Below are 22767 nucleotides of genomic sequence, written 5' to 3'. Positions count from 1 at the left end.
CCCGCGTCAGCGGACGATCGCGCTGATGACGACGGCGAGCAGTAGCAGCACCAGCGCGCCGCTGACGATTCGGGTTCGGGTCTTCGGGTCCACGGTCACAGACTAACCGGAGCGGTCCGGGTGGATTCGCGCAGGAGCAGGGTCGTCGGCAGCGGGGCCGGGGCCGGCGGCTGTTCGCCCGCGACCAGCGCGGCCAGCAGCCCGACCCCCGCGCTGCCCAGGTCCTCGCCCGGCAGGTCCACCGTGGTCAGCGCGGGCGCGAAGAGCGCGGCGGCCAGGATGTTGTCGATGCCGACCACCGACACGTCGTCGGGGATCCGCAGGCCCAGCTCGGCGGCGGCGTGGTAGAGCCCGGCCGCGACCACGTCGTCGTCGCAGACCACCGCGTGCGGACGGGAGCCGTCCAGCAGCTCGCGGGCGGCGGCACGGGCCGCGTCCAGCCCGCCGTTGATGGAGACGCCCACCTCGCAGACCTCCAGGCTCGCCGCCGCCCGCTCGAAACCGGACTGCCGGGAGCGGAAGGTGTAGGCGGAGTCGGTGGAGCGCAGGTGGCCGATCCGGCGGTGTCCGAGGTCGCGCAGGTGCGCCACGGCGGCGGCCATGCCGCCGGCCACGTCCAGTTCCAGGGTGCGGCGCAGGGGCGAGCCGGCCACCAGGCCGGGGTCGGCGTCCAGGAAGACCACCGGGGTGGCCGACGGCAGCTCGCCGAGCTGCGCGTCGTCGGGGGAGCACACCAGCAGGCCGTCGAACTGGCGCGAGCCGCAGACCCGGGCCAGCGCCTCGCTGTCCCAGCCGGAGCTGACCACGACCGACAGGCCCAGGGCCGTCGCCGCGCTCTGCGCACCGTCCAGGACCCGGGCGAAGAACGGCCCGAGGATGTTGGGGACGGCGAGGTGGATCAGTCCGGTACGGCCGAGTCGCAGTTGACGCCCTGCCGCCTGCGGCTGGTAGCCCAACTGCCGGGCGGCTGCGAGCACCCGCTCGCGGGTTGCCGCGGACACCCGGGCCCGGGCGGCCTCGGAGCCGGAGAACACCAGCGACACCGTCGCCTGGGAGACCCCGGCGATGCGCGCCACCTCACGCCCGGTCGGCACGGACCGCATCGTCCAGGGCGTCCTCGGCCGCGGCCTGGGCGGCGATGCGCTGCTTCATCCCGGCCGGCCGGGGCTTGGCCCTGCGCTGTTCCAGACCGGTGGTGATCTGCTCGGACATCGCGTCCCGCTGGCGGCTGAGCAGCACATAGCTGAGCGGCGCGGAGACCAGCCCGGAGATGATCAGCAGCAGGAAGACCCCGGAGATCCCGGCGGTGACCGGAAGCACCCCGAAGTGCGCGAGGACCAGGGCGACCACGAAGCAGGCACCGAAGAGGCTGACCCGCATGGAGGTGTAGCGGAGGGTGGCGTGTGACTTACTGCTCACGGCGCGGTCTTCTCTTTCCTGAGGGCACAGGGCTGTCGCTCCAGTACAGCACGCGCCGGCAGCCGATCTTCACCGAGGTCTGCGCGCGGGTCCGCGCCACGGACGGCCGGACGGTCAGCGGAGCTCCAGCCACATGGTGACGTCGTCGCGGTCGTCGCCCGGGGCCACCCGGATCGCGCCCGGCACCCGGCCGACCTCCTTGTAGCCGCTGCGCTCGTAGAAGCCCTCCAGCCCGAGGCCGCCGCGCAGGGTCAGCCGCAGCCCGCTCAGGCGCCAGCTCCTGGCGATCCGCTCGGCCTCGGCGAGCAGCGCCGCCCCGTACCCGGAGCCCTGGTGGCGGGGGTGCACCATGACCCGCTTGAGCAGCCGCCAGTGGTCCATCAGCTCGAACCGCTGGTCCTCGACGAACAGGCAGCCGACCAGCTCGCCGCTGCCGGCCGCGCGGGCGATCAGCAGCCGGTCCGGCCCGTCGGTCACCCCGGCGAACTGGCGCTCCGCGGTGGGCAGTACCTGGTCGGCCGTCACCGGCGGGACGAAGCCCACGGCGCCGCCCGCGTTGACGGCGTCGGTCCAGAGGCCGACCAGGGCGGCCCGCAGTTCCGGGGTGAGCTCCGGGTCGAGAGTGAAGAGAAGAGCCATGGTCACCGACCATAGCCCTTCACTCCGGCAGACCCGAGCCGACGTCCAACGGTCGAACGGCTCGGCCGACCGCGGGTCAGAAGCGCATCGGCTGCGGGGTCTCCCGGCGGTCGGCGACCGGGCCGTCGTACTCGCGGATGATCTCGTAGCGGGTGTTGCGCTCGACCGGGCGGAAACCCGCGTCGCGGATCAGGTCGAGCAGGTCCTCGCGGCTCATCTTGTTCGGGGTGCCGAAACCGTCCGCGTCATGGGTGATCTTGTACTCGACCACCGAGCCGTCCATGTCGTCGGCGCCGTGGTTGAGCATCAGCTGCGCGCCGGCCAGGCCGTGCATCACCCAGAACACCTTGACGTGCGGGACGTTGTCGAACAGCAGCCGGGAGACCGCGAAGGTCTTGATCATGTCCGCGCCGGTGGCCATGGTGGTCCGGGCCTGCAGCCGGTTGCGGACCACGCCGTCCTTGGAGTCGTGGAAGTCGTGCTGGTAGCGCAGCGGGATGAAGACCTGGAAGCCACCGGTCTCGTCCTGCAGCTCGCGCAGCCGCAGCACGTGGTCGACCCGGTGCCGGGGCTCCTCGATGTGGCCGTAGAGCATCGTCGCCGGGGTCTTCAGGCCCTTGCTGTGCGCCAGGCGGTGGATCCGCGACCAGTCCTCCCAGTGGGTGTCGTGGTCGACGATGTGCTGGCGCACCTCCCAGTCGAAGATCTCCGCGCCGCCGCCGGTCAGCGACTCCAGGCCGGCGTCGATCAGCTCGTCCAGGATCTCGCTCGCGGTCAGCCCGGAGATCTTCTCGAACCAGTGGATCTCGGTCGCGGTGAAGCACTTCAGCCCGACGTTCGGCAGCGCCTTCTTCAGTTCCCGCAGCGAGCGCGGGTAGTAGCGCCACGGCAGGGTCGGGTGCAGCCCGTTGACGATGTGCAGCTCGGTCAGCTGGTCGTTCTCCATGGCCTTGGCGAGGCGCACGGCCTCCTCGATGCGCATGGTGTACGCGTCCTTCTCGCCCGGCTTGCGCTGGAACGAGCAGTACGCGCAGGACGCGTTGCACACGTTGGTCATGTTGAGGTGCCGGTTGACGTTGAAGTGGACGACGTCGCCGTTCTTCTGCGTCCGGACGTGGTGCGCCAGACCGCCCAGCCAGGCCAGGTCGTCGGCCTCGTAGAGGGCGATGCCGTCCTCGCGCGACAACCGCTCCCCGGCGTAGACCTTCGCCTCCAGCTCCCGCTTGAGTCCTGCGTCCATCCGCGTCAGCCTCTCCTGTACCCGCCGTACCTGCACCCCGTCACAACGCCTATGAGCCTACGCCAGCAGTTCGGCCAGCAGCGCGGGGTCCACGTTCCCCCCGCTGACCACCGCCGCGACACTGCGGCCCTCGAACTCGTCGCCGTGGTGCAGATAGGCCGCCGTGGTCACCGCGCCGGACGGTTCGGCCACCAGCCGGCCGCGCCGGGCCAGTACCGCGACCGCCGCGCGGATCTCGTCCTCGGTGACGGTGATGATGTCGTCGACATAGGCCTGGACGTGCTCCCAGGGCAGCACCCCGAGAGAGTTGGTGCGCAGCCCGTCGGCGATGGTGCGGTGGGTCCGCTCGAACGGCCAGACCCGGCGCTCACCACTGCGGAAGCTCTCCGCGGCGTCGCCGGCCAGCTCCGGTTCCACGCCGATGATCCGCACGCCCGGCATGGTGAGCTTGAGCGCGGCGGCGACGCCGCTGATCAGCCCGCCGCCGCTGACCGGGACCAGCACGGTGCGCAGGTCGAGGTCGAGGGCGGCCGCGTCCTCGGCGATCTCCATCCCGACGGTGCCCTGACCGGCGATGATCCAGGGGTCGTCGTACGGCGGCACCCAGACGTAGCCGTGCTCGGCGGCCAGGTCGGCCGGAGTGGTGTCGCGCTCGTGCATCGGGACGACGACGACCTCGGCGCCGAAGGAGCGGGTGTTCTCGATCTTCACCGCCGGAGAGGTGTCCGGCATCACCACCACGCACCTGATCCCGAGCCGCTGGGCCGCGTAGGCCACCGCCTGGGCGTGGTTGCCGCTGGACTGGGCGACCACGCCGCGGGCCCGCTCCTCGGCGGTGAACGCGGCCAGCCGGTTGACCGCGCCGCGGATCTTGAAGGCCCCGGTCGGTTGCAGCCCCTCCGGCTTTAGGTGCAGCGTCCGGCCCGAGCCCGGCCCGCCGGAGAGCGTGTCCGCCCAGGGGCAGGGCATCAGCGGGGTGCGCACCGCCACGCCGGCGATCCGCTTCTGTGCCGCCCGGAGGTCGTCCACCGTCACCAGGGCCATCGGTTCACACCTTCCGTTCGGTCAGCACGTCCGTCTCGGGCAGTTCGGTCGCCCGGTTCTCCCACTTGGTCGACAGCACCACGGTGGTCCTGGTCCGGGCCACGCCCTTGGTCCCGGACAGCCGCTTCACGATCGACTCCAGGCCGTCCACGTCCGGCATCCGGACCTTGAGCATGTAGGAGTCGTCACCGGCGATGAACCAGCAGTCCTCGACCTCGGTGAGGTCCCGCAGCCGGTGCGCGACGTCCTCGTGGTCGGCGGCGTCCGACAACTGAAGACCGATCAGGGCGGTGACGCCCAGGCCGAGCGAGGCCGGATTCACCGTCGCGCGGTAGCCGGTGATGATGCCGGCCTGCTCCAGGCGGTTGATGCGGTCGGTGACGCTGGGCCCGGACAGGCCCACGAGCCGCCCCAGCTCGGCATAGGAGGCCCTACCGTTCTCGCGAAGCGCCTGGATGAGCTGTCTGTCCACCGCGTCCATGCTTGAAAACCCGCGCCTTCCGATCGTTGGGCAACGCGCCGACATTATCGGGAATCCCAAGCGCCCCGACCCGTCGCCCCTGGACTTCCCATCGACCTTACCGGGCGGCGTGAGCCATCTCACTCCGCGGCGGCTCCACCGAGCTCCCCGGACCAGCGCCGGTACAGCTCGTGCGGCACTCCGACGGCGTCCAGCACCCGGCCGGCGACGAAGTCGACCAGCTGCTGCGCGCTGCCCGTACCGGCGTAGAAACCCGGCGCGGCCGGCAGCACCACGGCCCCGGCGTCGTCCAGGGCCACCAGCTGACGCAGCGTCTGCCCGCTGAGCGGCGTCTCCCGGACGCAGACCACCAGCGGCCGACGCTCCTTCAGGGTCACGCTCGCGGCCCGCTGCAACAGGTCCTTGGAGAGCCCGAGGGCGATCCCGGCCACCGAGGCGGTGCTGCACGGCACCACCAGCATCCCCTTCGCGGGGTAGGAGCCGCTGGACGGACCGGCCGCGAGGTCCCCGGCGGCCCAGTAGCGCACCCCGTCCAGCGGCGCGACCTCGGGCTTGGCCGCGTCCAGCGGGCGGGCCAGCCACTCGGCCAGGTCCTCACGCCAGTGCGCGTCCCGGAACGGGATGCCGGTCTCGTCCAGCAGGGTCAGCCGCGCGGCCCGGCTGACCACCAGGTCCACCGCCTCGCCGGCGGCCAGCAGCGCCCGTACGACGGCCGCGGCGTAGGGCGTTCCCGACGCCCCGGAGACGCCGACCACCCACGGCCGCCGTACCTCCGCCTCCGCACCCGCCACTGCTCGCTCCATGCGCCCGATCCTCGTTGTGCCAGACCTTCGATACGCCAGACCCTCGATACTCCAGACCCTCGATACTGCAGACCCCGGATGCTTCAGACCCCGAGGCCGCGCAGCACCAGGTCGAGCAGCGCGAAGGCGAAGAGGAAGATCCCGACGAAGCTGTTGACCTTGAAGAACGCCCGGTTCAGCCGGGACAGGTCGCCCGGCTTGACGATGGAGTGCTCGTAGACGAATGCCGCGCAGACCACCACCAGGCCCATCCAGAAGGCCCAACCGGCGTCCGTCAGCCAGGCGTACCAGCCCAGCAGCAGCACCGTCACCACATGCGCGCCGCGCGCCCCGTACAGCGCCGCGTCCACGCCGAAGCGCGCGGGGACGGAGCGCACCCCGTCGCCCCGGTCGGCGGCCACGTCCTGGCAGGCGTAGATCAGGTCGAAGCCGCCGATCCACACGCCCACGGCCAGGCCGAGCACCACCGCGTCCCAGGACCAGGTGCCGGTCACCGCGAGCCAGGCGCCGATCGGGCCCATCGCCTGGGCGAGGCCCAGGATCGCCTGCGGGAAGTCGGTGAACCGCTTCCCGTACGGGTAGACCACCATCGGGATCACCGCGACCGGCGCCAGCGCCAGGCAGAGCGGGTTGAGCAGCGCGGCGGCGGCCAGGAACACCATCAGCGCCACCGCCGAGCCCGCGTAGGCGGTACGCATCGTCACGGCGCCGGTGACCAGCTCGCGTCCCGCGGTACGGGGGTTGCGGGCGTCGATCTCCCGGTCGATGATCCGGTTCGCGGCCATCGCGAAGGTACGCAGACCGACCATGGCCACGGTGACCAGCAGCAGTTGCAGCCAGTGGACATGGCCGCCAGACCCATTGTTTCCAGTGAGGAACATCGCGCTGAGGGCGGCGATGTAGGCGAACGGCAGGGCGAAGATCGAGTGCTCGATCACGACGAGGCGGAGGAACGCCTTCGTCCGTCCGGGGGCGGGTGCGACGGCGATGGCGCTCACAGCCCGTACTCCTTCCAGCGTCGGGTGACGGTCTCGGCGGTGGCCGGATCGGACTGGACCATCTCGGGCCAGCCGCCGTCCCTGGTGTACCCCTCCTCGGGGAGCTTCCTGGTCGCGTCGATCCCGGCCTTGCCACCCCAGAACTGCTGGTAGGAGGCGTGGTCCAGATGGTCCACCGGGCCCTCGACGACACTCAGGTCGCGGCTGTAGTCGACGTTGCCCAGGGCCCGCCAGGCGACCTCCTGGTAGTCGTGGACGTCGCAGTCGGCGTCCACCACCACGATCAGCTTGGTCAGCGACATCATGTGCGCGCCCCAGATCGCGTGCATCACCTTCTGCGCGTGCTTGGGGTACTTCTTGTCGATGGAGACGATCACGCAGTTGTGGAAGCCGCCGGCCTCGGGCAGGTCGTAGTCCACGATGTCCGGGACGATGACCTTCAGCAGCGGCAGGAAGAACCGCTCGGTGAACTTGCCCAGCGGCCCGTCCTCGGTCGGCGGCCGGCCGACGACGATGGACTGCAGCAGCGGACGGCGGCGCATCGTCACGCAGTCGATGGTCAGCGCCGGGAACGGCTCCTGGGGGGTGTAGAAGCCGGTGTGGTCCCCGAACGGGCCCTCCGGCAGCAGCTTGCCCGGCTCCAGCCAGCCCTCCAGGACCACCTCGGCGTCGGCCGGGACCTGCAGCGGGACCGTCCGGCAGTCGACCATCCGGACCCGCTCGCCGGCCACGAAACCGGCGAACAGGTACTCGTCGATGTCGCCGGGCAGCGGGGCGGTGGCCGCGTAGGTGACCGCCGGCGGGCAGCCGAAGGCGATCGCGACCGGCAGCCGCTCACCGCGCTTCGCCGCCACGGCCGCGTGGTTGCGGCTGTCCTTGTGGATCTGCCAGTGCATCCCGATGGTGCGCCGGTCGTGACGCTGCAGCCGGTACAGGCCCAGGTTGCGGACGCCGCTGTCCGGGTCCTTGGTGTGGGTCAGGCCGAGGTTGAAGAACGAGCCGCCGTCCTGGGGCCAGGTGAACAGCGCGGGCAGTTGGTCCAGGTCCACCTCGTCGCCGGTGAGCACCACCTGCTGCACCGGGGCCTCCCCCGGCTTCACCTTCTTCGGCGGCACATGGGTCATCCCGGCCAGCTTGCCGAAGGCCTCGCGGACGCCGGTGAAGCCGTGCGGCAGCTCCGGCTTCAGCAGCCCGGCGATCCGGTCGGCGATGTCCTCGGCCGACTTCAGCCCCAGTGCCTTGGCGAGCCGCCGCTCGGTGCCGAAGACGTTCATCGCCAGCGGCATGGACGCGCCCTTGACGTTCTCGAACAGCAGCGCCGGGCCCTGCGCCCGGTTCACCCGGTCGACGATCTCCCCGACCTCCAGGTACGGGTCCACCTCCACCGTGACGCGCTTGAGGTCGCCCTCGCGCTCCAGTGCCCGCAGGAAGGACCGAAGATCGTCGTATGCCATGCCTGCCAGTATCCGCCACCGTACGGCGCGTCCCGCACGCGGCACCGGCATGCCGCGTGCACAACGTACGGTCCGCCCGCGACAGTGGACGTATCACGGTCCCGGTATGGAGGGTGGTCGTATGCAGGGTGGCGGTAGGACGGACGGTGCGCGGCTGCTCGCGGTCGCCGTCGAGGAGGCCAGGCTCGGCCTCGCCGAGGGCGGCATCCCGATCGGCGCGGCACTGGTCGGCCCGGACGGCGAGGTACTCGGCCGGGGCCACAACCGCCGGGTCCAGGACGAGGACCCCTCGACGCACGCCGAGACCGCCGCGTTCCGCGCGGCCGGCCGGCTCCGGGGCTACGGCCGGACCACGATGGTGACCACCCTGTCGCCCTGCTGGTACTGCTCGGGCCTGGTCCGGCAGTTCGGCATCGGCCGGGTCGTGGTCGGCGAGGCGGAGACCTTCCACGGCGGCCACGACTGGCTGGCCGCACACGGGGTGGAGATCGTGCTGCTGGACGATCCGGAGTGCAAGGCGCTGATGCGGGACTTCATCGCCGCCCGCCCCGAGCTGTGGTTCGAGGACATCGGCGAGTGACCCGGCGCCGCCGGCCACAGCTCCGACCGAGCCGCCGGCCGTACCGCCGACAACGCGCCGGGGGCGCGGGGCACCGTTCGCACGGTGCTCCGCGCCCCCGGGAGGCGCGTCGTTGACGACGGGTCAGCTGTGGCCGAGCTCCTCGTCCTGGTCGCTCTCGGCGACCGAGCCGCTGTTCGGGTCCGGGTGCAGCGGGAAGCTCTCGACCGTGAACTCGTCCAGGACCGGCGGCGCGGGCTGCTGCGGGGCCGGCATCACCGCGGCCTCGGAGTGGCCTCCGCAGCCGTAGTCGAGCGCGACCACCCGGCCGTCCGCCGGACCGAGCTCGTTGGCGCAGATCCCGAAGGTCTGGCTCAGTGTCCCGGCCACCGGCACCAGGAAGCCGCAGGTGGAGCAGGACGCCGGGGCGGCCTGCGCCATCGGGGTGTGCGCGCCGTAGTCCTTCTCCCACCGGTCCGCCGCCAGGTGCAGGCCGAGCCGGGACAGCACCCGCGGACGGCCCAGTCCGAGTTCCGCCGCCACCGAGGCGATCGAGCCGCGCACGGTCGGCGCGGCCAGCGCCTCCGCCCGTTCCGCGGCCGCGTCCGGCCCGAACCGGTCGTCGAGTTCGGCGGCCAGCGCGGAGTTCGGCGCGGGCTCGTCGGCGCCGCTCCAGCCCGGTTCCAGGCGGAGGTCGTCCTCCTCGGTCGGCAGCAGGTCGCCGGGGCCCATGTCGCCGGGGCGCAGCCGCTCGCTCCAGGGCACCCACTGCGGCGCGGTCAGCGCGTCCGGTCCCGGAAGCAGCACCGTTTCGTCAAGGGTGACCTGCTTGCTGCGGGAGGCGCGGGTGACCGTCACCGCCCAGCGCCAGCCCCGGTAGGCGCGCTCCCGGGTGGCGAAGTAGTGCGTGACGACCCGCTCGCCGTCGATGTCCACACCCAGGTGCTCGCCGACCGCGGCCTCACCGGCCGCCTCGACGGCGGCACCCCGGGCGAACCCGACAGCCTCGGCACACAGCCGGTCGGGGGTACGGCTTCGCGTCGTCGCAGCACTCATCACAGGATCGATTCTCTCCCAAGACTTATCCCTGGATCGCCACCGTCTCCGAGCGGCATGGCGCGCGGTGCCTGCCGGAGGGTGGCGCACGTCTCTATTCTGCGGGACGATCCGGCGCTCGGAGGTACCGAGAGCGGATCCGAACCACCGTCGGGGAGCACGCTACCCGCCGTGCCACCACGCCGGACAGTACCCCGTGGACGACTGACAGTGCCGCGTCATGACCGGTTCCGGCGGAAACTTGTGGCTCTTCGCCCTCGGCACGGCCGCCTCCAGCATGACCGGGCCCCGGTCGGGCATGCTGGCGGAGTGGCCGACGACGCGGATCAGGGGCACCGCCCCGGATCCTCCTCCGACAGCCCCTTCGCGACCGGTCCGACAGGAGCCGAGGGGCAGGCGCCCCCTGGGCAGTCGGCCGCCGACCATCTGGCCGCCCGGACGATGCACCGGCTGCACCGGGCCGCGTCGGCCACCGCGCTGGGCACCGGGCACGCGGTCAGGGCCACCGGCCGCCGGATCCGCCGGGCCACCTCCGCCGAGGGCGCGGGCGAGTCGGGGCTGGCCAAGCTGATCGAGCTGCACGCGGTGAACTCGGCCGGCGACATGATGGTCACCGTCGCGCTCGCCTCCACCATCTTCTTCTCGGTGCCCAGCGGGGAGGCCCGCGGCCGGGTCGCGCTGTACCTGCTGATCACCATGGCGCCGTTCGTGCTGCTGGCCCCGGTCATCGGCCCGCTGCTGGACCGGCTGCCGAGCGGCCGGCGCAGCGCCATGGCGCTGTCGATGCTGGCCCGGGCGGCCATCGCCTGGATGATGACCAGCTCCATCGCCGGCGGCGGGCTGACGGTCTATCCGGAGGCACTGGGCGTGCTGGTCGCCTCCAAGGCCTACGGGGTGGTCCGCAGCGTGGTGGTGCCCCGGCTGGTGCCCGAGCGGGTGACCCTGGTGAAGGCCAACTCCCGGGTCACCCTGGCCGGACTGCTGGCCACCGGGGTGGCGGGCGGCGTCGGCGGGGTGCTGCACCTGATCGGTCCGGACTGGCCGCTGCGCGGCGCCTTCCTGGTCTACCTGGCCGGCGCCTTCCTGGCGTTCTCGCTGCCGCACCAGGTCGACCTGGCCAGGGAGGAGCGGCGCGCCTCGCTGCACAGCAGCGAAACACCGTCCGACGGCCCGCGCCCCGACTCACGCGACGCCGACCCGCACGACGGCGACCCGCGCAGCGACGCGGGGGTTCCCGGCCCGGAAGCCGAACCCCCCGGTAGCCGGGCTGCGGCCCGGAGCCGGGTCGGCCTGCGTACCGTCGGGCCGTCCGTGGTGCTCGCGCTGCGTGCCGAGGGGACGCTCCGGGCCCTGTCCGGCTTCCTCACCTTCTATCTGGCGTTCCTGCTGCGCGAGCACCCGCTCGGCGGTCTGAAGCCGACCGTCGCGCTCGGTATCGCCGCGGCGGCCCTGGCCATCGGCAACGCGCTGGGGACGGCCCTGGGCTCCTGGGTGCGCTCGCGCGGGCCCGAGACCCTGGTCACGCTGATGCTGGCGCTGGCCGGCGCGGCCGCGCTGGCGGCGACGCTGGTGTACGGGATGCTGACGGTCACTCTGCTGGCCGGAGCGGCCGGTTTCACCCAGTCCCTGGGCAAGGTCGCACTGGACGCGCTGATCCAGCGCGACGTGCCGGAACAGGTCCGGACCTCGGCGTTCGCCCGTTCGGAGACGCTGATGCAGCTCACCTGGGTGCTCGGCGGCGGCCTGGGCATCGTGCTGCCGCTGATCGGCCGGGTCGGCATGGCCACCGCCACCGGCGTGCTCGCGGTGTCCCTGGGGTTCACCCTGCACGGCCTGCTCCGCCTGCACGCGGCCCACGCCCGGCCGCACCCGGCCTGAGGCCGACCGGCCTACCCCCGACGTGGCGTGATCGCGTACGGGCGGTAGCCTCAGCACCATGAGTCTCAACCGCGCTGTCGTCGCCCTCGGAGCCGTCGCCGTCGTGGGCGTCGCCACGCTCGGCTTCTCCATTCCGTTCGCCTCCTCCAAGGGCCACCCCGTCCCCAACGCCTCGGTCACCTCCGGCTCGACCTGGGACCAGTTCGCCCCGGCGAAGGACTGCTGGAACGACGGCAAGCCGCTGACCGCGAAGCAGCAGGCCGCCTGCGTCGCCGCGCTGAACAACCAGATCAAGGGCAACGCACTGCCCACCGTGGAGGCCGGCAGCAACGGCACCCTGCTGCTGAACCTGGACAAGCAGGGGGCGGACAAGGGCTGGAGCGCCTTCACCCTCGGCAACACCAACGGCACCGCCCTGGTGAGCAACACCAAGGAGCAGGCCGCGGGCCCGATCGCGACCTCCTCGCTGTTCACCGTCGACCAGACCACCGGCGCGGTCAGCACCACCGCCGTGGTCCGCATGGTCGCCGGGGACAGCTCCAGCGTCTACGGCGTCTGGCAGTTCGAGGTCAAGCAGAAGACCTCCTGATCCGGTGACCGCGTTCCCCCGACTGCTGGTGGTCACCGCCGTCGCCCCGGAGGCGGCGGCGGTGCTGCGCGGTGTCTCCGCCGCCCTGCCGCACGCGGAGCCGGTCCCGGCCACGCTGCCCGGCTACGAGCTGCAGCGCTGCGGCCCGGTGGACGTGCTCGCCGCCGGGGTCGGTCCGGCCGCCGCGGCGGCCGGCGCCGCCACCGCACTGGCGCTGGCCGGCTACGACCTGGTGGTCTCCAGCGGCATCGCCGGCGGATTCGCCCCGCTGGCCCCGCTGGGCTGCGCGGTGGTGGCCGACGAGATCGTCGCCGCCGACCTGGGCGCGGAGACCCCGGAGGGCTTCGCGACCGTCACCGAGCTGGGCTTCGGCCGGGTCCGCCACGCCACCCGGCACCACCAGCTGGTCACCGCCCGGCTGCGCGACGCCGGTCTGGTCACCGCGACCGGCCCGGTGCTGACGGTCTCCACGGTGACCGGCAGCACCGCCCGGACCACCGAACTGACGGAGCGACACCCCGGCGTGGTCGCCGAGGCCATGGAGGGTTTCGGCGTCGCCGAGGCCGCCGCCGCGCACGGGACGGCGGTGCTGGAACTGCGCACCGTCTCCAATGCCGTCGGTCCCCGCGACCGCGCGGCCTGGCGGATCGGCGAGGCCTTCACCGCGCTGACCCAGGCCTTCGCCGCACTGCCCTACGCCGACCTGCGCTGACCGCGAGGAGCCGCCATGACCATCCTGTCCACGCTCGGCGACTCCACCGCGCACAGCCGGCTGTCGACCGCGTACTCGCCCTGCCCCAACGACACCTTCGTGTTCCACGCCTGGGCGCACGGCCTGGTCGGCGGCGCCGACCTGCCCGAGGTGACCTTCGCCGACATCGACGTCACCAACGGCCGGGCCGAACGCGGCGAGCTGGATGTGCTGAAGATCTCCTACGCCGCACTGCCGTGGGTGCTGCGGGAGTACGCGCTGCTGCCGTGCGGCGGCGCGCTGGGACGGGGCTGCGGTCCACTGGTGCTGACCGGGCCCGACGCCGCGCCGGATCCGGCGGCGCTGGCCGGGAAGACCGTGGCCGTGCCGAGCGAGCGCTCCACGGCATACCTGCTGTTCCGGCTCTGGGCGGCCGAGGCGGTGCCCGGTGGGCTGGGCGCGATCACGGTGCTGCCGTTCCACGAGATCATGCCCGCGGTACGGGACGGCCGGGTGGACGCCGGCCTGGTGATCCACGAGGCGCGGTTCACCTACCAGCAGTACGGACTGCGCTGTCTGGCCGACATGGGCGAGGCCTGGGAGGCGGCCACCGGACTGCCGATCCCGCTGGGCGCGATCATCGCCCGCCGGTCGCTGGGCGCGGAACGGCTGGGCCGCCTGGCGGCGACGATCCGGGCCAGCGTGGAGTACGCCTGGGCGCACCCGGACGCCAGCCGGGAGTACGTGCTGGCGCACGCGCAGGAGATGGACCCGGCCGTGGCGGACCAGCACATCGGCCTGTACGTCAACGAGTTCACCGCCGACCTGGGCGCCGGCGGCTACGCCGCCGTCCACGCCCTGCTGGACCGCGCCGCGGCCGCCGGCCTGCTCCCCGCGGTTCCGCCGGAGCAGCTCGCCTTCCCGGCCTGACGCTCGCACCGCCGGACCGGCGGCACGGCGCGGGCCGCGTCAGCGGCCCCGCGCCGTGCCGCCGCGGTCGGCGGGTGTGGTGCACGGGTGCGGTGGAGGCCGCGGGTCAGACGTCCAGCTGGTCCGCGACGGCCCGGAGCAGGGTGGCCACCTGGTGTCCCGCCTGCTTGTCGGGGTAGCGGCCGCGCTGCAGCCCGGGCAGGATCCGCTCCAGCAGCGTGGTGAGGTCCTGGACGATGGGCGCGAGGTCGTCCGGCTTGCGCCGGTTGGCCGCGGCCAGTGACGGGGCGTCCTCCAGCAGCGTCACCGTCAGTGCCTGGTCACCCCGGTGGCCTGCGACCACGCCGAACTCGACGCGCTGGCCGGGCTTGAGTGCCTCGACCCCGCTGGGCAGAGCTTTCGAGTGCACGAAGACGTCGCCGCCGTCGTCGCGGGAGAGAAAGCCGAAGCCCTTCTCGGAGTTGAACCACTTGACCTTGCCCGTGGGCATCGGGGACCTCGTCGCTGGTGAGATGGAACCGGTGAGATGGAACTGATGAGAGGGAACTGGTGCTGGGACAGAAGAGGTGGCGGGCCGCCGAGGCGGGGTGCTCTGCGGCCGGCTCGCTGCCGGATGTGTCAGGGCCGCGCCATTGTCTCAGGTCGGCGGCACTGCGATCGAGTGAATTCACTCGCCGGAGACGCCGCGCGGCGCGTCGAGGGGTCGGAATGACCGCTGCGCCCGAGCTCTCTTGCCGCAGTCATGACACCACCCCCGATCGCTTGCCGGGCCGTGCCGGACGGTCGCGGCGCAGTCCCTGTGCGTGACGTGCATACCCTTGAGGGGTGACTACCGAAACTACGCAGCCCGGCGACGCCCTGGTCCGGGTCGGCGCGATCCTGTTCCTGATCGGCGCGGTCGCCACCGTCGCCACCGTGATCCCGCTTTTCCTGGGGACGGGCCGGCTGCCGACGGCGGCGTACTTCGCCTCGATGGTGATGCCGCTGGGCTTCGGCGTGGCCCTGGCCGGACTGCTGCGCACGGCCCGTTCGCAGCGCCGTGACCAGCGCCGGACCGGCCCCGCGACCAGCCCTGCCACCACGGAGTAGCCCCGCCGGTCAGCCGGCGAGGTGGGTGTCCAGCCAGGCCGGGAACTCGGTGAGGTCGGCCAGCACCACGTCCGCCCCCGCCGCGCGCAGTTCCCCGGCCGGGTACGGGCCGGTGGTGACGCCGACCGCCACCGCGTCCGCCGCCCGCGCGCCGACGATGTCGCCCACGTGGTCGCCGACGAAGACGGTCGCGCCCTGCTCGCGCAGCACCGCGCCCTTGTCGGACCCGAAGACGTCGCCGTGCACCTGGTCCACCGTCAGCTCCAGTGCGGCCAGGTTCAGCACGGCGTTCGGGGTGTGCTTGCCGGTGACGACGATGGGACGGCCGCCGTGGGTGCGGACGGCGGCCAGGGCCGCGTGCGCGCCCGGCAGGGCCAGGCAGTCCGCGACGCCGTGCAGCGCGTACAGGGCGCGGTATCGGTTCGCCGCCGCCTCGACCTCGTCGGCGGGGAACCAGTTCACCATCTCCCGCTCCACCGGCGGCCCGAGCCGGCTGACCACGAGCTCGCTGTCGATGGGCGTGCCGGTCTCGGCCGCGAGCAGGTCGTACACCGCCTTGATGCCGGGCCGGCTGTCGATCAGCGTCATGTCGAGGTCGAAGCCGACGGTTATCGGCGCGCGTGCAGTCATGCTGTTCACCCTAGACAGGAGACCCGGAGGGCGAACTACCGGTACGGGGCGTTCCGGTGGGGCGTACGGGGCGGGATTGATGGCGCGCCGACCCTTGTGACCCACGTCACTCCGTTCCACCATGACAGGATGCCGACCACAACAGAGCAGGCGAACCAGGAACGCAAGGCGTCCATCGCGCATGGCTTCGACCTCGTCGCCGAGACCATCGACACCACCGCGAACGGGGCGTTCTTCCAGGGACTGGGCAGGCGACTGGTGGAGCACGCGGGCCTGCGGCCCGGGGACAGGGTGCTGGATCTCGGCTGCGGCCGGGGCGCGGTACTGCTGGCCGCGGCCGAGGCGGTGGGCCCCGACGGCTACGCCGCGGGCATCGACCTGTCGCCGGCCAGCGTGCGGAGCGCCGCGGCGAGGATCACCGAGCGGCGGCTGCGCAACGTCACCGTCCGAGTGGACGACGCGGAGGACCCCGGCTTCCCGGCCCGCTCCTTCGAGGCGGTGCTGGCCGGGCTGATGCTCTTCATCACCCCCGACCCGGCCGCGGTGCTGGCCGCCGCGCACCGGGTGCTGACACCGGGCGGCCGCTTCGCCATGACCACCTTCGGCCACGAGGACCCGGCCTGGCAGCGTCCGCTGCTCGCGGCGCTGACCTTCGGCGAGCAGGACCCCGCCGAGGACGGCACCCTCGCCCAGAAGTGGAGCCGCAACCGGGGCGGCAACGGCCGTCTGCAGTCGGTCGAGGACATCGCGGCGCTGCTTGCCGAGGCGGGGTTCCGCGAGGTCAGGACGGTCGAGGAGCAGAGCGTCTCGGCGTACGCGGGGCCCGAGGACTGGTGGACCTCGGTCTGGTCCAGCGGGCGCCGCGCGGCCCTGCTGGAGTGCATTCCGCCGGAGCGGATGGACGCCGCCCGCAGGGCGGCCTTCGCCGAACTCGACAAGCTGACCGTCAACGGCGCCCTCTCCCGCCGGACCGGGATCCGCTTCACCACCGCCACCAAGGTCGGCCGGGACTGACCGGCAGGCGTCAGCCGCGCCGGATCCGGGAGATCCGCCAGGCCAGGAACGCGGTCGAGCAGGCGGCCGCGGTGCGCAGCCAGACGGCGGTGGTGCTGCGCAGCGAGGCGGTGAACTGAGCGCCGGTCAGCTGGTGGCCGGCCGGCTGGCCGTGGGTGTGGGAGTAGAACCAGAACGCGAAGACCGCGGCGACCAGCAGCGGCAGCCAGAGCCCGGCGGCATGCGCGGCGGCACGGCCGATCCGCTGCGCCACGTAGGCGAGGATCCAGCCCAGCAGCGCGACGTACCAGAGGCCCAGGACGGCGGCCGCGAGCAGGACCAGCAGCGCGAGTGACGCCAGCGGCGGCAGCGGGCCCCGTACCGGCGCCGGTACGGCCTCGACGGCCTCCTCGGCATCGGCGGCGGCCTCGGCGACCTGGGCCGGCTGGCGCCCCAGCAGGCGGCTGAGCAGCGGGCGTCCCGGGGCCGGGACGGTCTCGTCCCCGGCCGGGCCGCGCGGCCCCGGGACCCGCGCCGCGCCGTCGGCGTCCGGGTCCGTGCCGTGCGGGTCTGCGGCGCCACGGTCGGCGGCCCCACGGTCGGCAAAGCGCGGGTCGAGATCGAGGAAGTCCGGTTCCAGGGTGGTCCGCCAGCCGGGGAACTCGGCAAGCATGGCGCCGCGCAGCCGCCCCGTGCCCGCCTCCTCCGCCGACGCCCCCGCACCCCGGTCGGAGGCGGAACTCCACCAGTCCTCGGGAAGCGGGCCGGACCAGGGCCCCTGATCCGCCGGGGGCGCACTGGAGTGCACCGGAACCTGGGGACCGGCCCCGCGCTCCTCGGCGCGCACCTCCCGGCGTGCGGGAGGCTGCGGCACGCCGCCGACCACAGCACGGCGCACCACCTCGTCCGGGGTGCCGATCCGCTTGAGGATCTTCTGCACCGCCGACTTCTCCGCCCGGGGCGAGACCGGACCACCGCCCGTCCCGGCGCGCTGCCCGTCGATGGCCGAGCGCAGCCCGGCGACCAGCTGGGCCCGCTCCGCCGCGGTCAGCGGGGTGGACTGGGCCAGGTCGCCGACCCGGCTCAGATAGTCGTAGACGACGTGGTCACTCTCGATGCCCATGGCTGCGGTCACCCTCCCGATAGGCACCCGGTGGCCCCTGGATCAGAGCTTAGGGTGACCTGCTGGTTGTCACACCCGTACCCGGCGAACCGCCTCGCCACGCCCCGGCCGGGCGTGGCGGGCCCCCGCCCGTCGCAGCAGTCCACCTCCGGCGCACAAGCGGCTAGCCTGGGTCGGATGAGCAGTCGAAGCAGCAGCGGGCGCGGAGGCCGCGCCCCCGCGCCCCGCGCCGCCGCGCCGCGCACCCTGGCCGAGGAGCTCCGGGCCCGCCCCGACCAGGGCCTGGCCGCGCTGCTCCGGTCCCGGCCGGACCTGCTGCACCCGGTGCCCAGCGACCTGACCCAGCTCACCAGCCGGCTGTCCACCCGGGCGTCGATCGTCCGCGCGCTGGAGCGGCTGGACCGCTTCACCCTGCAGACCGCCGAGGCCCTCGCGGTGGCGCCGGACACCTGCGGCTACGCCACCCTGCTCGGCCTGCTCACCGGCACCGGCCGGGCCCCGTCCAACGCCGCCCCCGACACCGCCGCCGACACCCGGACCCCCGACGACGCCGGGGCCTCCACCGTGGGAGCCTCCGCCGCCGGGGCCTCCGACGGCCTGCCCGCCTCCGACCCCGCCGCCGCGCGGGCCAGGGTCAGGGCGACCACCGCCGCGCTGCCCGCCGCCCTGGCCACGCTGCGCGAGCAGGCGCTGGTCTGGGGCGGCGACGACCAGCTGCGCCTGGTCCGCACCGTGCGGGACGTGCTCGCGCCCGGCAACGGGAATCCGGGCCCCACCGGGCTCGGCCCGACCTTCGCCGAGGCCACCGGCAGCGCCGCCGCCGGTGGCGCCGGGCTCTCACCCGGGCGGCTGCAGGAGATCCTCGCCGACGCCGGCCTGCCCGCCACCCACGACCCGGTCAGCGCGGTCGCCGCACTCGCCGCGCTGTGGGCGGACCCGGACCGGGCCGACGCCCTGCTGGCCGGCGCGCCGCCCGGGGTCAAGGACGTGCTCCGGCGACTGATGTGGGGCCCGCCCTACGGCACCGCCCATCCGCGCGCGGTCCGCGCTGCCGAGGCCCGTACACCGGTCGAGTGGCTGCTGGCGCGCGGGGCGCTGCTGCCCGCCGGAGCAGAGAACGTGGTGCTGCCGCGCGAGGTCGCGCTCCACCTCCGGGGCGGGCTGGCACACCGGAGCACCGAACCGCAGCCGCCGGTGGTCGCCACCGCCGTCGCGCACGACCCGGAGCAGACCGACCGGACCGCCGCCGCCGAGGCCTTCACCGCCGTCCGCACCGTCGAGGAGCTGCTGGACCTCTGCAGCACCGACCCGCCCGCCGTGCTGCGCACCGGCGGACTCGGCGTCCGCGAGCTGCGCCGGATCGCCGCGGCGCTGGAGCTGCCGGAGGCCGACACCGCGTTCTGGCTGGAGCTGGCGTTCGGCGCGGGCCTGCTGGCCGCCGACGGCGAGACGGCGGAGCGGTGGGCCCCCACCCCCGGCTTCGACGACTGGCTGCGCCAGCCCGTCGCCGACCGCTGGCTGCTGCTGGCCCGGGGCTGGCTGGCCGCCACCCGGGTCTCCGCGCTGGTCGGCAGCCGGGACTCCAAGGACAAGGTGCTGGCCGCGCTCGGCCCCGACCTGGACCGGACCGCTGCCCCCGAGCTGCGCCGCGCCGTACTCGGCCTGCTGGCCTCGCTCCCGCCCGGCTGCTCCGCCGACCCGGAGGCGCTGCGCGCCCGGCTGCGCTGGCAGAGCCCGCTGCGCGGCGGCGCCGGCGGCGGCAGCACCCGGGACCATCTGGTCGGCTGGACCCTGGCCGAGGCCGAGCACCTCGGCCTGACCGGACGCGGCGCGCTGGCGGCCCACTCCCGGCGGCTGCTCGACGGCGGCGATCCGCTGCCGCTGCTGCAGCCGCTGCTGCCGGAGCCACTGGACCACGTCATCCTGCAGCCCGACCTGACCGCCATCGCCCCCGGCCCGCTGCACACCCCGCTGGCGCAGACCCTGGCGGTGGCCGCCGACATCGAGTCCAAGGGCGGCGCGACGGTCTACCGGTTCACGCCCGAGTCGGTGCGCCGCGCCCTGGACGCCGGGCGCAGCGCGGACGAGCTGCACGCCTTCCTGGCGCAGCACTCGCGGACACCGGTGCCGCAGCCGCTCAGCTACCTGGTGGACGACGTCGCCCGGCGGCACGGCCGGCTCCGGGTCGGCGCGGCGTCCGCGTACCTGCGCTGCGACGACGACGCGCTGCTCGCCGAGCTGCTGGCGGACCGCCGTGCGGTGCAGTTGCGGCTGCGCCGGCTGGCGCCGACGGTGCTGGCCGCGCAGGCCGACCCGACCACGGTGCTGACCCAGCTGCGGGCGATGGGCTACGCGCCGGCCGCCGAGTCCGCCGAGGGCGACGTGCTGATCTCCCGCCCGGACGCCAGGCGGACGCCCCCGCGCAGCGCGCCGGTCCCGGTCTCGGACGGGCCGCCGCCGGTCGGCGACGGGCTGCTGGCGGCGGCGGTGAAGGCGGTACGGGCCGGCGACCGGGCCGCGGCCGCGGTGCAGCGCGAGCCCGCCGCAGTGGGCGCGGACGCCGCCGGCGTTGTCGGCGCGGTCGGGGCGCGACCGCCGCTGCCCCGTACCGCGGCGGCGGACACCCTGGCGGCGTTGCAGACGGCGGTGCTGACCGGGGACCGGGTGTGGATCGGCTATGTCAACGCCGACGGCGCGGCCAGCCAGCGGGTGGTGGAGCCGGTACGGGTGGCCGGCGGCTACATGACCGCTTATGACCAGATGCGTGATGAAGTGCGCACGTTCAGCCTGCACAGGATCACCGGGGTGGCCGAGTTGGTCGACGATTCAGTCGACTGACTTATGATGCGCATGAATTTTCTCGCAACCGATTCATGACATTCTCACGTCTTGAACCATGCGAACCGCAGTGACAACTCACGGCAAACCCGTACATACCACTGCGTAACCCCCACCACCCCCGGAGATCCGACGCCATGCGCCCCACCATCGCCCGCCGCCGCCAGTCGCTCGTCTCGGCAGCGGCCGCCGCGCTGTTGGCGCTCCCGCTCGCAGCCTGCGGCGGCTCGTCCTCGCCGGCCCCGAGGACGCCGTCCCAGGACCTGGGCGGCTCCGGCAAGCCGACCGCCTCGGCCTCCGCGTCGACCGCCGCACCCGGCCCGACCAGCACCGTGGTGTCGATGCCGGCCGGCCCCAAGACCCCGATGACGGTCTCCCAGAACACCTCCGTCGGCCCGATCTACGTGACCACCCTGCACGGCGCCAAGTCGGGGGTGTCCGGCAAGGTGTGGGTGTGGCTGCCGCCGCAGTACAACGACCCGAGGTACGCCAACTACGGCTTCCCCGTGGTGACCATGTACTCGGGCGGCTCCAGTGCCGGGTACAACACCTGGAACGACCAGAAGCAGCTGGGCATCCAGGCCAAGGACGTGGAGCTGGCACAGCAGGGCAAGGCCAGCCCGTTCATCATGATCATGCCGATCCAGAACTTCCACGACAGCGACTTCGCGATCCAGGACTGCAGCGACATCCCGGGCCAGCCGAAGATGGCGACCTGGATGGGCGAGGACATCCCGGACTTCGTCCGCGCCAACTTCCGCACCCTGCAGAGCCGGGACGGGTGGGGCCTGATGGGCGCCTCCACCGGCGGCTTCTGCAGCGCCAAGCTCGCCCTGCAGTTCCCGCAGACCTTCAAGGCCGCGGTGCCGATCGACGGCTACTTCATCCCCGACTCCTGGTACTGGAAGGGCCACGACCCGGAGAAGGCCGCCAACAACCCGATGCTGATGGTGCCGAAGAACACCACCGAGCTCTACATGCTGCTGACCGTCGGCGGCCGCGAGGCCAACGAGCAGCAGGAGGCCGGCGACTTCATCAAGGCCGGCAAGGCCTCACCCCAGCTGCACACCTCGTACTACGTGCTGCCCCACGGCGATCACCTGACCAGCGACTTCAAGAAGGTCATCCCGATGACCCTGGAGTTCCTCAGCCAGCACCTCATGCCGCCCACTGCGGGATAGCCGGGACGTAGGGCAGACCCACGTCGGAGCGCATCGCGTCGACATCCGAGGAACGGAGCACCTCCGCCTGCCGCTCATCCGTGCTCAGAGAGCCCCACGAGGACGCGTCGGAGGCCGAGCCGACGGCGTCCCACAGGGCGGCGTCCGTGAGATCCTCGGCAGCCAGGGTCTTCGCGTTGCCGCTCCCGGCGAAGGGCCCGGACCGGTTGTCGAGCCAGGCGGCCTCGGCCCGATCCGCGGCCGCGATCTCCGGGGCGAGGGCCAGGCCGGTGCTCCACTCATCGTCCGTCAGATCGTCCGCCATCCGGGCGGGAATCTGCCGGGCCTGTTCGAGCTTCAGAAAGGCCAGCGTGGCGGCCGGGTAGGTGCGCGGCCGTGTCAGCGGTTCGGAGTAGGACCCCGCGGCGAAGCCGATAAAGCACCGCACCTGCCTGAGCCCACCGTCCCAGGTCTGCTGCGTGGGGTAGCTGTAGTGCACCACCGAGTCGACGGGCAGCATCGCCACATCGGGGAACGCCGCATACTCCGCCTGCAGACACACCCGGAAGCTGTCCGACTTGGCCTGATCCAGACCGGGGTACGAGGTGAAGGGCTCCGTCGACGAGGCGAGGAACTGCCCATCGTGCGACTGCGTGCACGGCACCTCGCTGACCCACTGGATCGCGCTCCCGGCTGGCCGGTTGAAGCAGGTGCCGGGTGCCAGCTGGTCCAGGGTCCGCGCTCCAGGTGCGAAGGGCGACCCCGCCGTCGCATGGCTGGAGGCGTACATCACCGCGGTGACCACTCCGCCCACGCCGACCAGCAACCACGCGCCCGACAGCACCAGCCCGGCTATCGCCAGCCCCTTGCCCCGCTGCCGGGTCCGGCCGATCCGCACCAGCGCGACGATGGCGAGGACCACGCTCACCGGCACAACCGCCAGCAGCCCCAACACGAACGCCGCGACGGCCTGGCCGTTCGTCCCCGAGCCCGGCTGCGGCAGCACCCGCGACGGCACCGCCCACCAGGTCTGCTGCGGCTGATCCTCGGGCGGCGTACTCATGCTTCTCTCCCCCATCGCCTATGCCGGCGCCCCGTGCCGGGCCCCCGAACCCCGACAGACTGGCACACTGGAAGGTCTGGCCCGCGCCCG

23 protein-coding genes are annotated in these 22767 nt (G+C 73.3%); 9 read left to right on the top strand and 14 right to left on the bottom strand.

What is annotated here, in order from left to right; genetic code table 11:
• Positions 1–95 precede the first annotated feature (95 nt).
• The 9 genes from ABH925_RS25360 to ABH925_RS25320 all read right to left on the bottom strand — a co-directional run bounded on the left by ABH925_RS25360 (position 96) and on the right by ABH925_RS25320 (position 8078).
• Entirely contained in the window at positions 96–1094 is a 999-nt protein-coding gene (locus ABH925_RS25360) for a LacI family DNA-binding transcriptional regulator (RefSeq protein ID WP_370151202.1), read from the bottom strand.
• The gene (locus ABH925_RS25355; RefSeq protein WP_370151201.1) at positions 1078–1419 is read right to left on the bottom strand and encodes a DUF4229 domain-containing protein; all 342 of its coding nucleotides are present in this window, start codon (positions 1417–1419) and stop codon (positions 1078–1080) included. Before ABH925_RS25355 ends, ABH925_RS25360 begins: the two co-directional genes overlap by 17 nt.
• A gap of 114 nt (positions 1420–1533) precedes the next feature.
• On the bottom strand, positions 1534–2058 hold the full coding sequence (locus tag ABH925_RS25350; RefSeq protein WP_370151200.1) for an N-acetyltransferase family protein: 525 nt from the start codon (positions 2056–2058) through the stop codon (positions 1534–1536).
• Between the two features lie 76 nt (positions 2059–2134).
• Positions 2135–3298, bottom strand: coding sequence for an aminofutalosine synthase MqnE (gene mqnE / locus ABH925_RS25345; RefSeq protein ID WP_370151199.1), 1164 nt, complete (start codon positions 3296–3298; stop codon positions 2135–2137).
• A 57-nt stretch (positions 3299–3355) separates the two neighbouring features.
• Positions 3356–4342 (bottom strand): threonine/serine dehydratase, encoded by a 987-nt coding sequence (locus ABH925_RS25340; RefSeq protein WP_370151197.1) that lies wholly within the window; start codon positions 4340–4342, stop codon positions 3356–3358.
• 4 nt (positions 4343–4346) lie between these two features.
• Positions 4347–4823 carry an Lrp/AsnC family transcriptional regulator gene (locus ABH925_RS25335; RefSeq protein WP_370151196.1) on the bottom strand — a complete coding sequence of 159 codons (477 nt, stop codon included), beginning with the start codon at positions 4821–4823 and terminating at the stop codon, positions 4347–4349.
• A 119-nt stretch (positions 4824–4942) separates the two neighbouring features.
• The gene (locus tag ABH925_RS25330; protein ID WP_370151195.1) at positions 4943–5626 is read right to left on the bottom strand and encodes a UbiX family flavin prenyltransferase; all 684 of its coding nucleotides are present in this window, start codon (positions 5624–5626) and stop codon (positions 4943–4945) included.
• 83 nt (positions 5627–5709) lie between these two features.
• The gene (mqnP, locus tag ABH925_RS25325; RefSeq protein WP_370151194.1) at positions 5710–6624 is read right to left on the bottom strand and encodes a menaquinone biosynthesis prenyltransferase MqnP; all 915 of its coding nucleotides are present in this window, start codon (positions 6622–6624) and stop codon (positions 5710–5712) included.
• Complete coding sequence (locus tag ABH925_RS25320) at positions 6621–8078, bottom strand: menaquinone biosynthesis decarboxylase (protein WP_370151193.1); 1458 nt, start codon at positions 8076–8078, stop codon at positions 6621–6623. Before ABH925_RS25320 ends, mqnP begins: the two co-directional genes overlap by 4 nt.
• Positions 8079–8184: 106 nt before the next feature.
• Here ABH925_RS25320 and ABH925_RS25315 point away from each other — a divergent pair, with 106 nt between their 5' ends.
• Complete coding sequence (locus tag ABH925_RS25315; RefSeq protein ID WP_370151192.1) at positions 8185–8658, top strand: nucleoside deaminase; 474 nt, start codon at positions 8185–8187, stop codon at positions 8656–8658.
• A 123-nt stretch (positions 8659–8781) separates the two neighbouring features.
• Here the strand turns inward: ABH925_RS25315 and ABH925_RS25310 are convergent, their stop codons facing one another.
• Positions 8782–9693 (bottom strand): DUF3027 domain-containing protein, encoded by a 912-nt coding sequence (locus ABH925_RS25310; RefSeq protein WP_370151191.1) that lies wholly within the window; start codon positions 9691–9693, stop codon positions 8782–8784.
• Positions 9694–10134: 441 nt separating this feature from the next.
• Between ABH925_RS25310 and ABH925_RS25305 the strand changes: the two genes are divergently transcribed.
• The 4 genes from ABH925_RS25305 to ABH925_RS25290 are packed head-to-tail and all read left to right on the top strand — an operon-like array spanning position 10135 to position 13781.
• Positions 10135–11571, top strand: coding sequence for an MFS transporter (locus ABH925_RS25305; RefSeq protein ID WP_370151277.1), 1437 nt, complete (start codon positions 10135–10137; stop codon positions 11569–11571).
• A gap of 58 nt (positions 11572–11629) precedes the next feature.
• On the top strand, positions 11630–12160 hold the full coding sequence (locus ABH925_RS25300) for a hypothetical protein (protein WP_370151190.1): 531 nt from the start codon (positions 11630–11632) through the stop codon (positions 12158–12160).
• Between the two features lie 4 nt (positions 12161–12164).
• Positions 12165–12872, top strand: coding sequence for a futalosine hydrolase (locus ABH925_RS25295; protein WP_370151189.1), 708 nt, complete (start codon positions 12165–12167; stop codon positions 12870–12872).
• A 15-nt stretch (positions 12873–12887) separates the two neighbouring features.
• Entirely contained in the window at positions 12888–13781 is an 894-nt protein-coding gene (locus ABH925_RS25290) for a 1,4-dihydroxy-6-naphthoate synthase (protein WP_370151188.1), read from the top strand.
• 106 nt (positions 13782–13887) lie between these two features.
• Here the strand turns inward: ABH925_RS25290 and ABH925_RS25285 are convergent, their stop codons facing one another.
• Positions 13888–14271 (bottom strand): cold-shock protein, encoded by a 384-nt coding sequence (locus ABH925_RS25285; RefSeq protein ID WP_370151187.1) that lies wholly within the window; start codon positions 14269–14271, stop codon positions 13888–13890.
• 335 nt (positions 14272–14606) lie between these two features.
• Here ABH925_RS25285 and ABH925_RS25280 point away from each other — a divergent pair, with 335 nt between their 5' ends.
• Entirely contained in the window at positions 14607–14870 is a 264-nt protein-coding gene (locus ABH925_RS25280) for a hypothetical protein (protein ID WP_370151186.1), read from the top strand.
• 9 nt (positions 14871–14879) lie between these two features.
• Here ABH925_RS25280 and ABH925_RS25275 read toward each other — a convergent pair whose 3' ends face one another.
• Positions 14880–15500 (bottom strand): HAD family hydrolase, encoded by a 621-nt coding sequence (locus tag ABH925_RS25275; protein WP_370151185.1) that lies wholly within the window; start codon positions 15498–15500, stop codon positions 14880–14882.
• Between the two features lie 129 nt (positions 15501–15629).
• Here ABH925_RS25275 and ABH925_RS25270 point away from each other — a divergent pair, with 129 nt between their 5' ends.
• Positions 15630–16514 (top strand): class I SAM-dependent methyltransferase, encoded by an 885-nt coding sequence (locus ABH925_RS25270; protein WP_370151184.1) that lies wholly within the window; start codon positions 15630–15632, stop codon positions 16512–16514.
• Positions 16515–16524: 10 nt separating this feature from the next.
• Here the strand turns inward: ABH925_RS25270 and ABH925_RS25265 are convergent, their stop codons facing one another.
• On the bottom strand, positions 16525–17616 hold the full coding sequence (locus tag ABH925_RS25265; protein WP_370151183.1) for a hypothetical protein: 1092 nt from the start codon (positions 17614–17616) through the stop codon (positions 16525–16527).
• A 177-nt stretch (positions 17617–17793) separates the two neighbouring features.
• Between ABH925_RS25265 and ABH925_RS25260 the strand changes: the two genes are divergently transcribed.
• Positions 17794–20454, top strand: a complete 2661-nt coding sequence (locus tag ABH925_RS25260) for a helicase-associated domain-containing protein (protein WP_370151182.1) — start codon at positions 17794–17796, stop codon at positions 20452–20454.
• 137 nt (positions 20455–20591) lie between these two features.
• A complete protein-coding gene (locus tag ABH925_RS25255; protein WP_370151181.1) occupies positions 20592–21635 on the top strand; it encodes an alpha/beta hydrolase in 1044 nt (347 codons plus the stop codon).
• Here ABH925_RS25255 and ABH925_RS25250 read toward each other — a convergent pair.
• On the bottom strand, positions 21613–22677 hold the full coding sequence (locus tag ABH925_RS25250; RefSeq protein ID WP_370151180.1) for a DUF4190 domain-containing protein: 1065 nt from the start codon (positions 22675–22677) through the stop codon (positions 21613–21615). The genes ABH925_RS25255 and ABH925_RS25250 overlap by 23 nt on opposite strands.
• Between the last annotated feature and the right edge of the window lie 90 nt (positions 22678–22767).

Source organism: Streptacidiphilus sp. EB129 (genome assembly GCF_041262645.1).
In the GTDB taxonomy this organism is placed as follows: Bacteria; Actinomycetota; Actinomycetes; order Streptomycetales; family Streptomycetaceae; genus Streptacidiphilus.
This window is presented reverse-complemented; position numbering and strand designations above follow the sequence as displayed.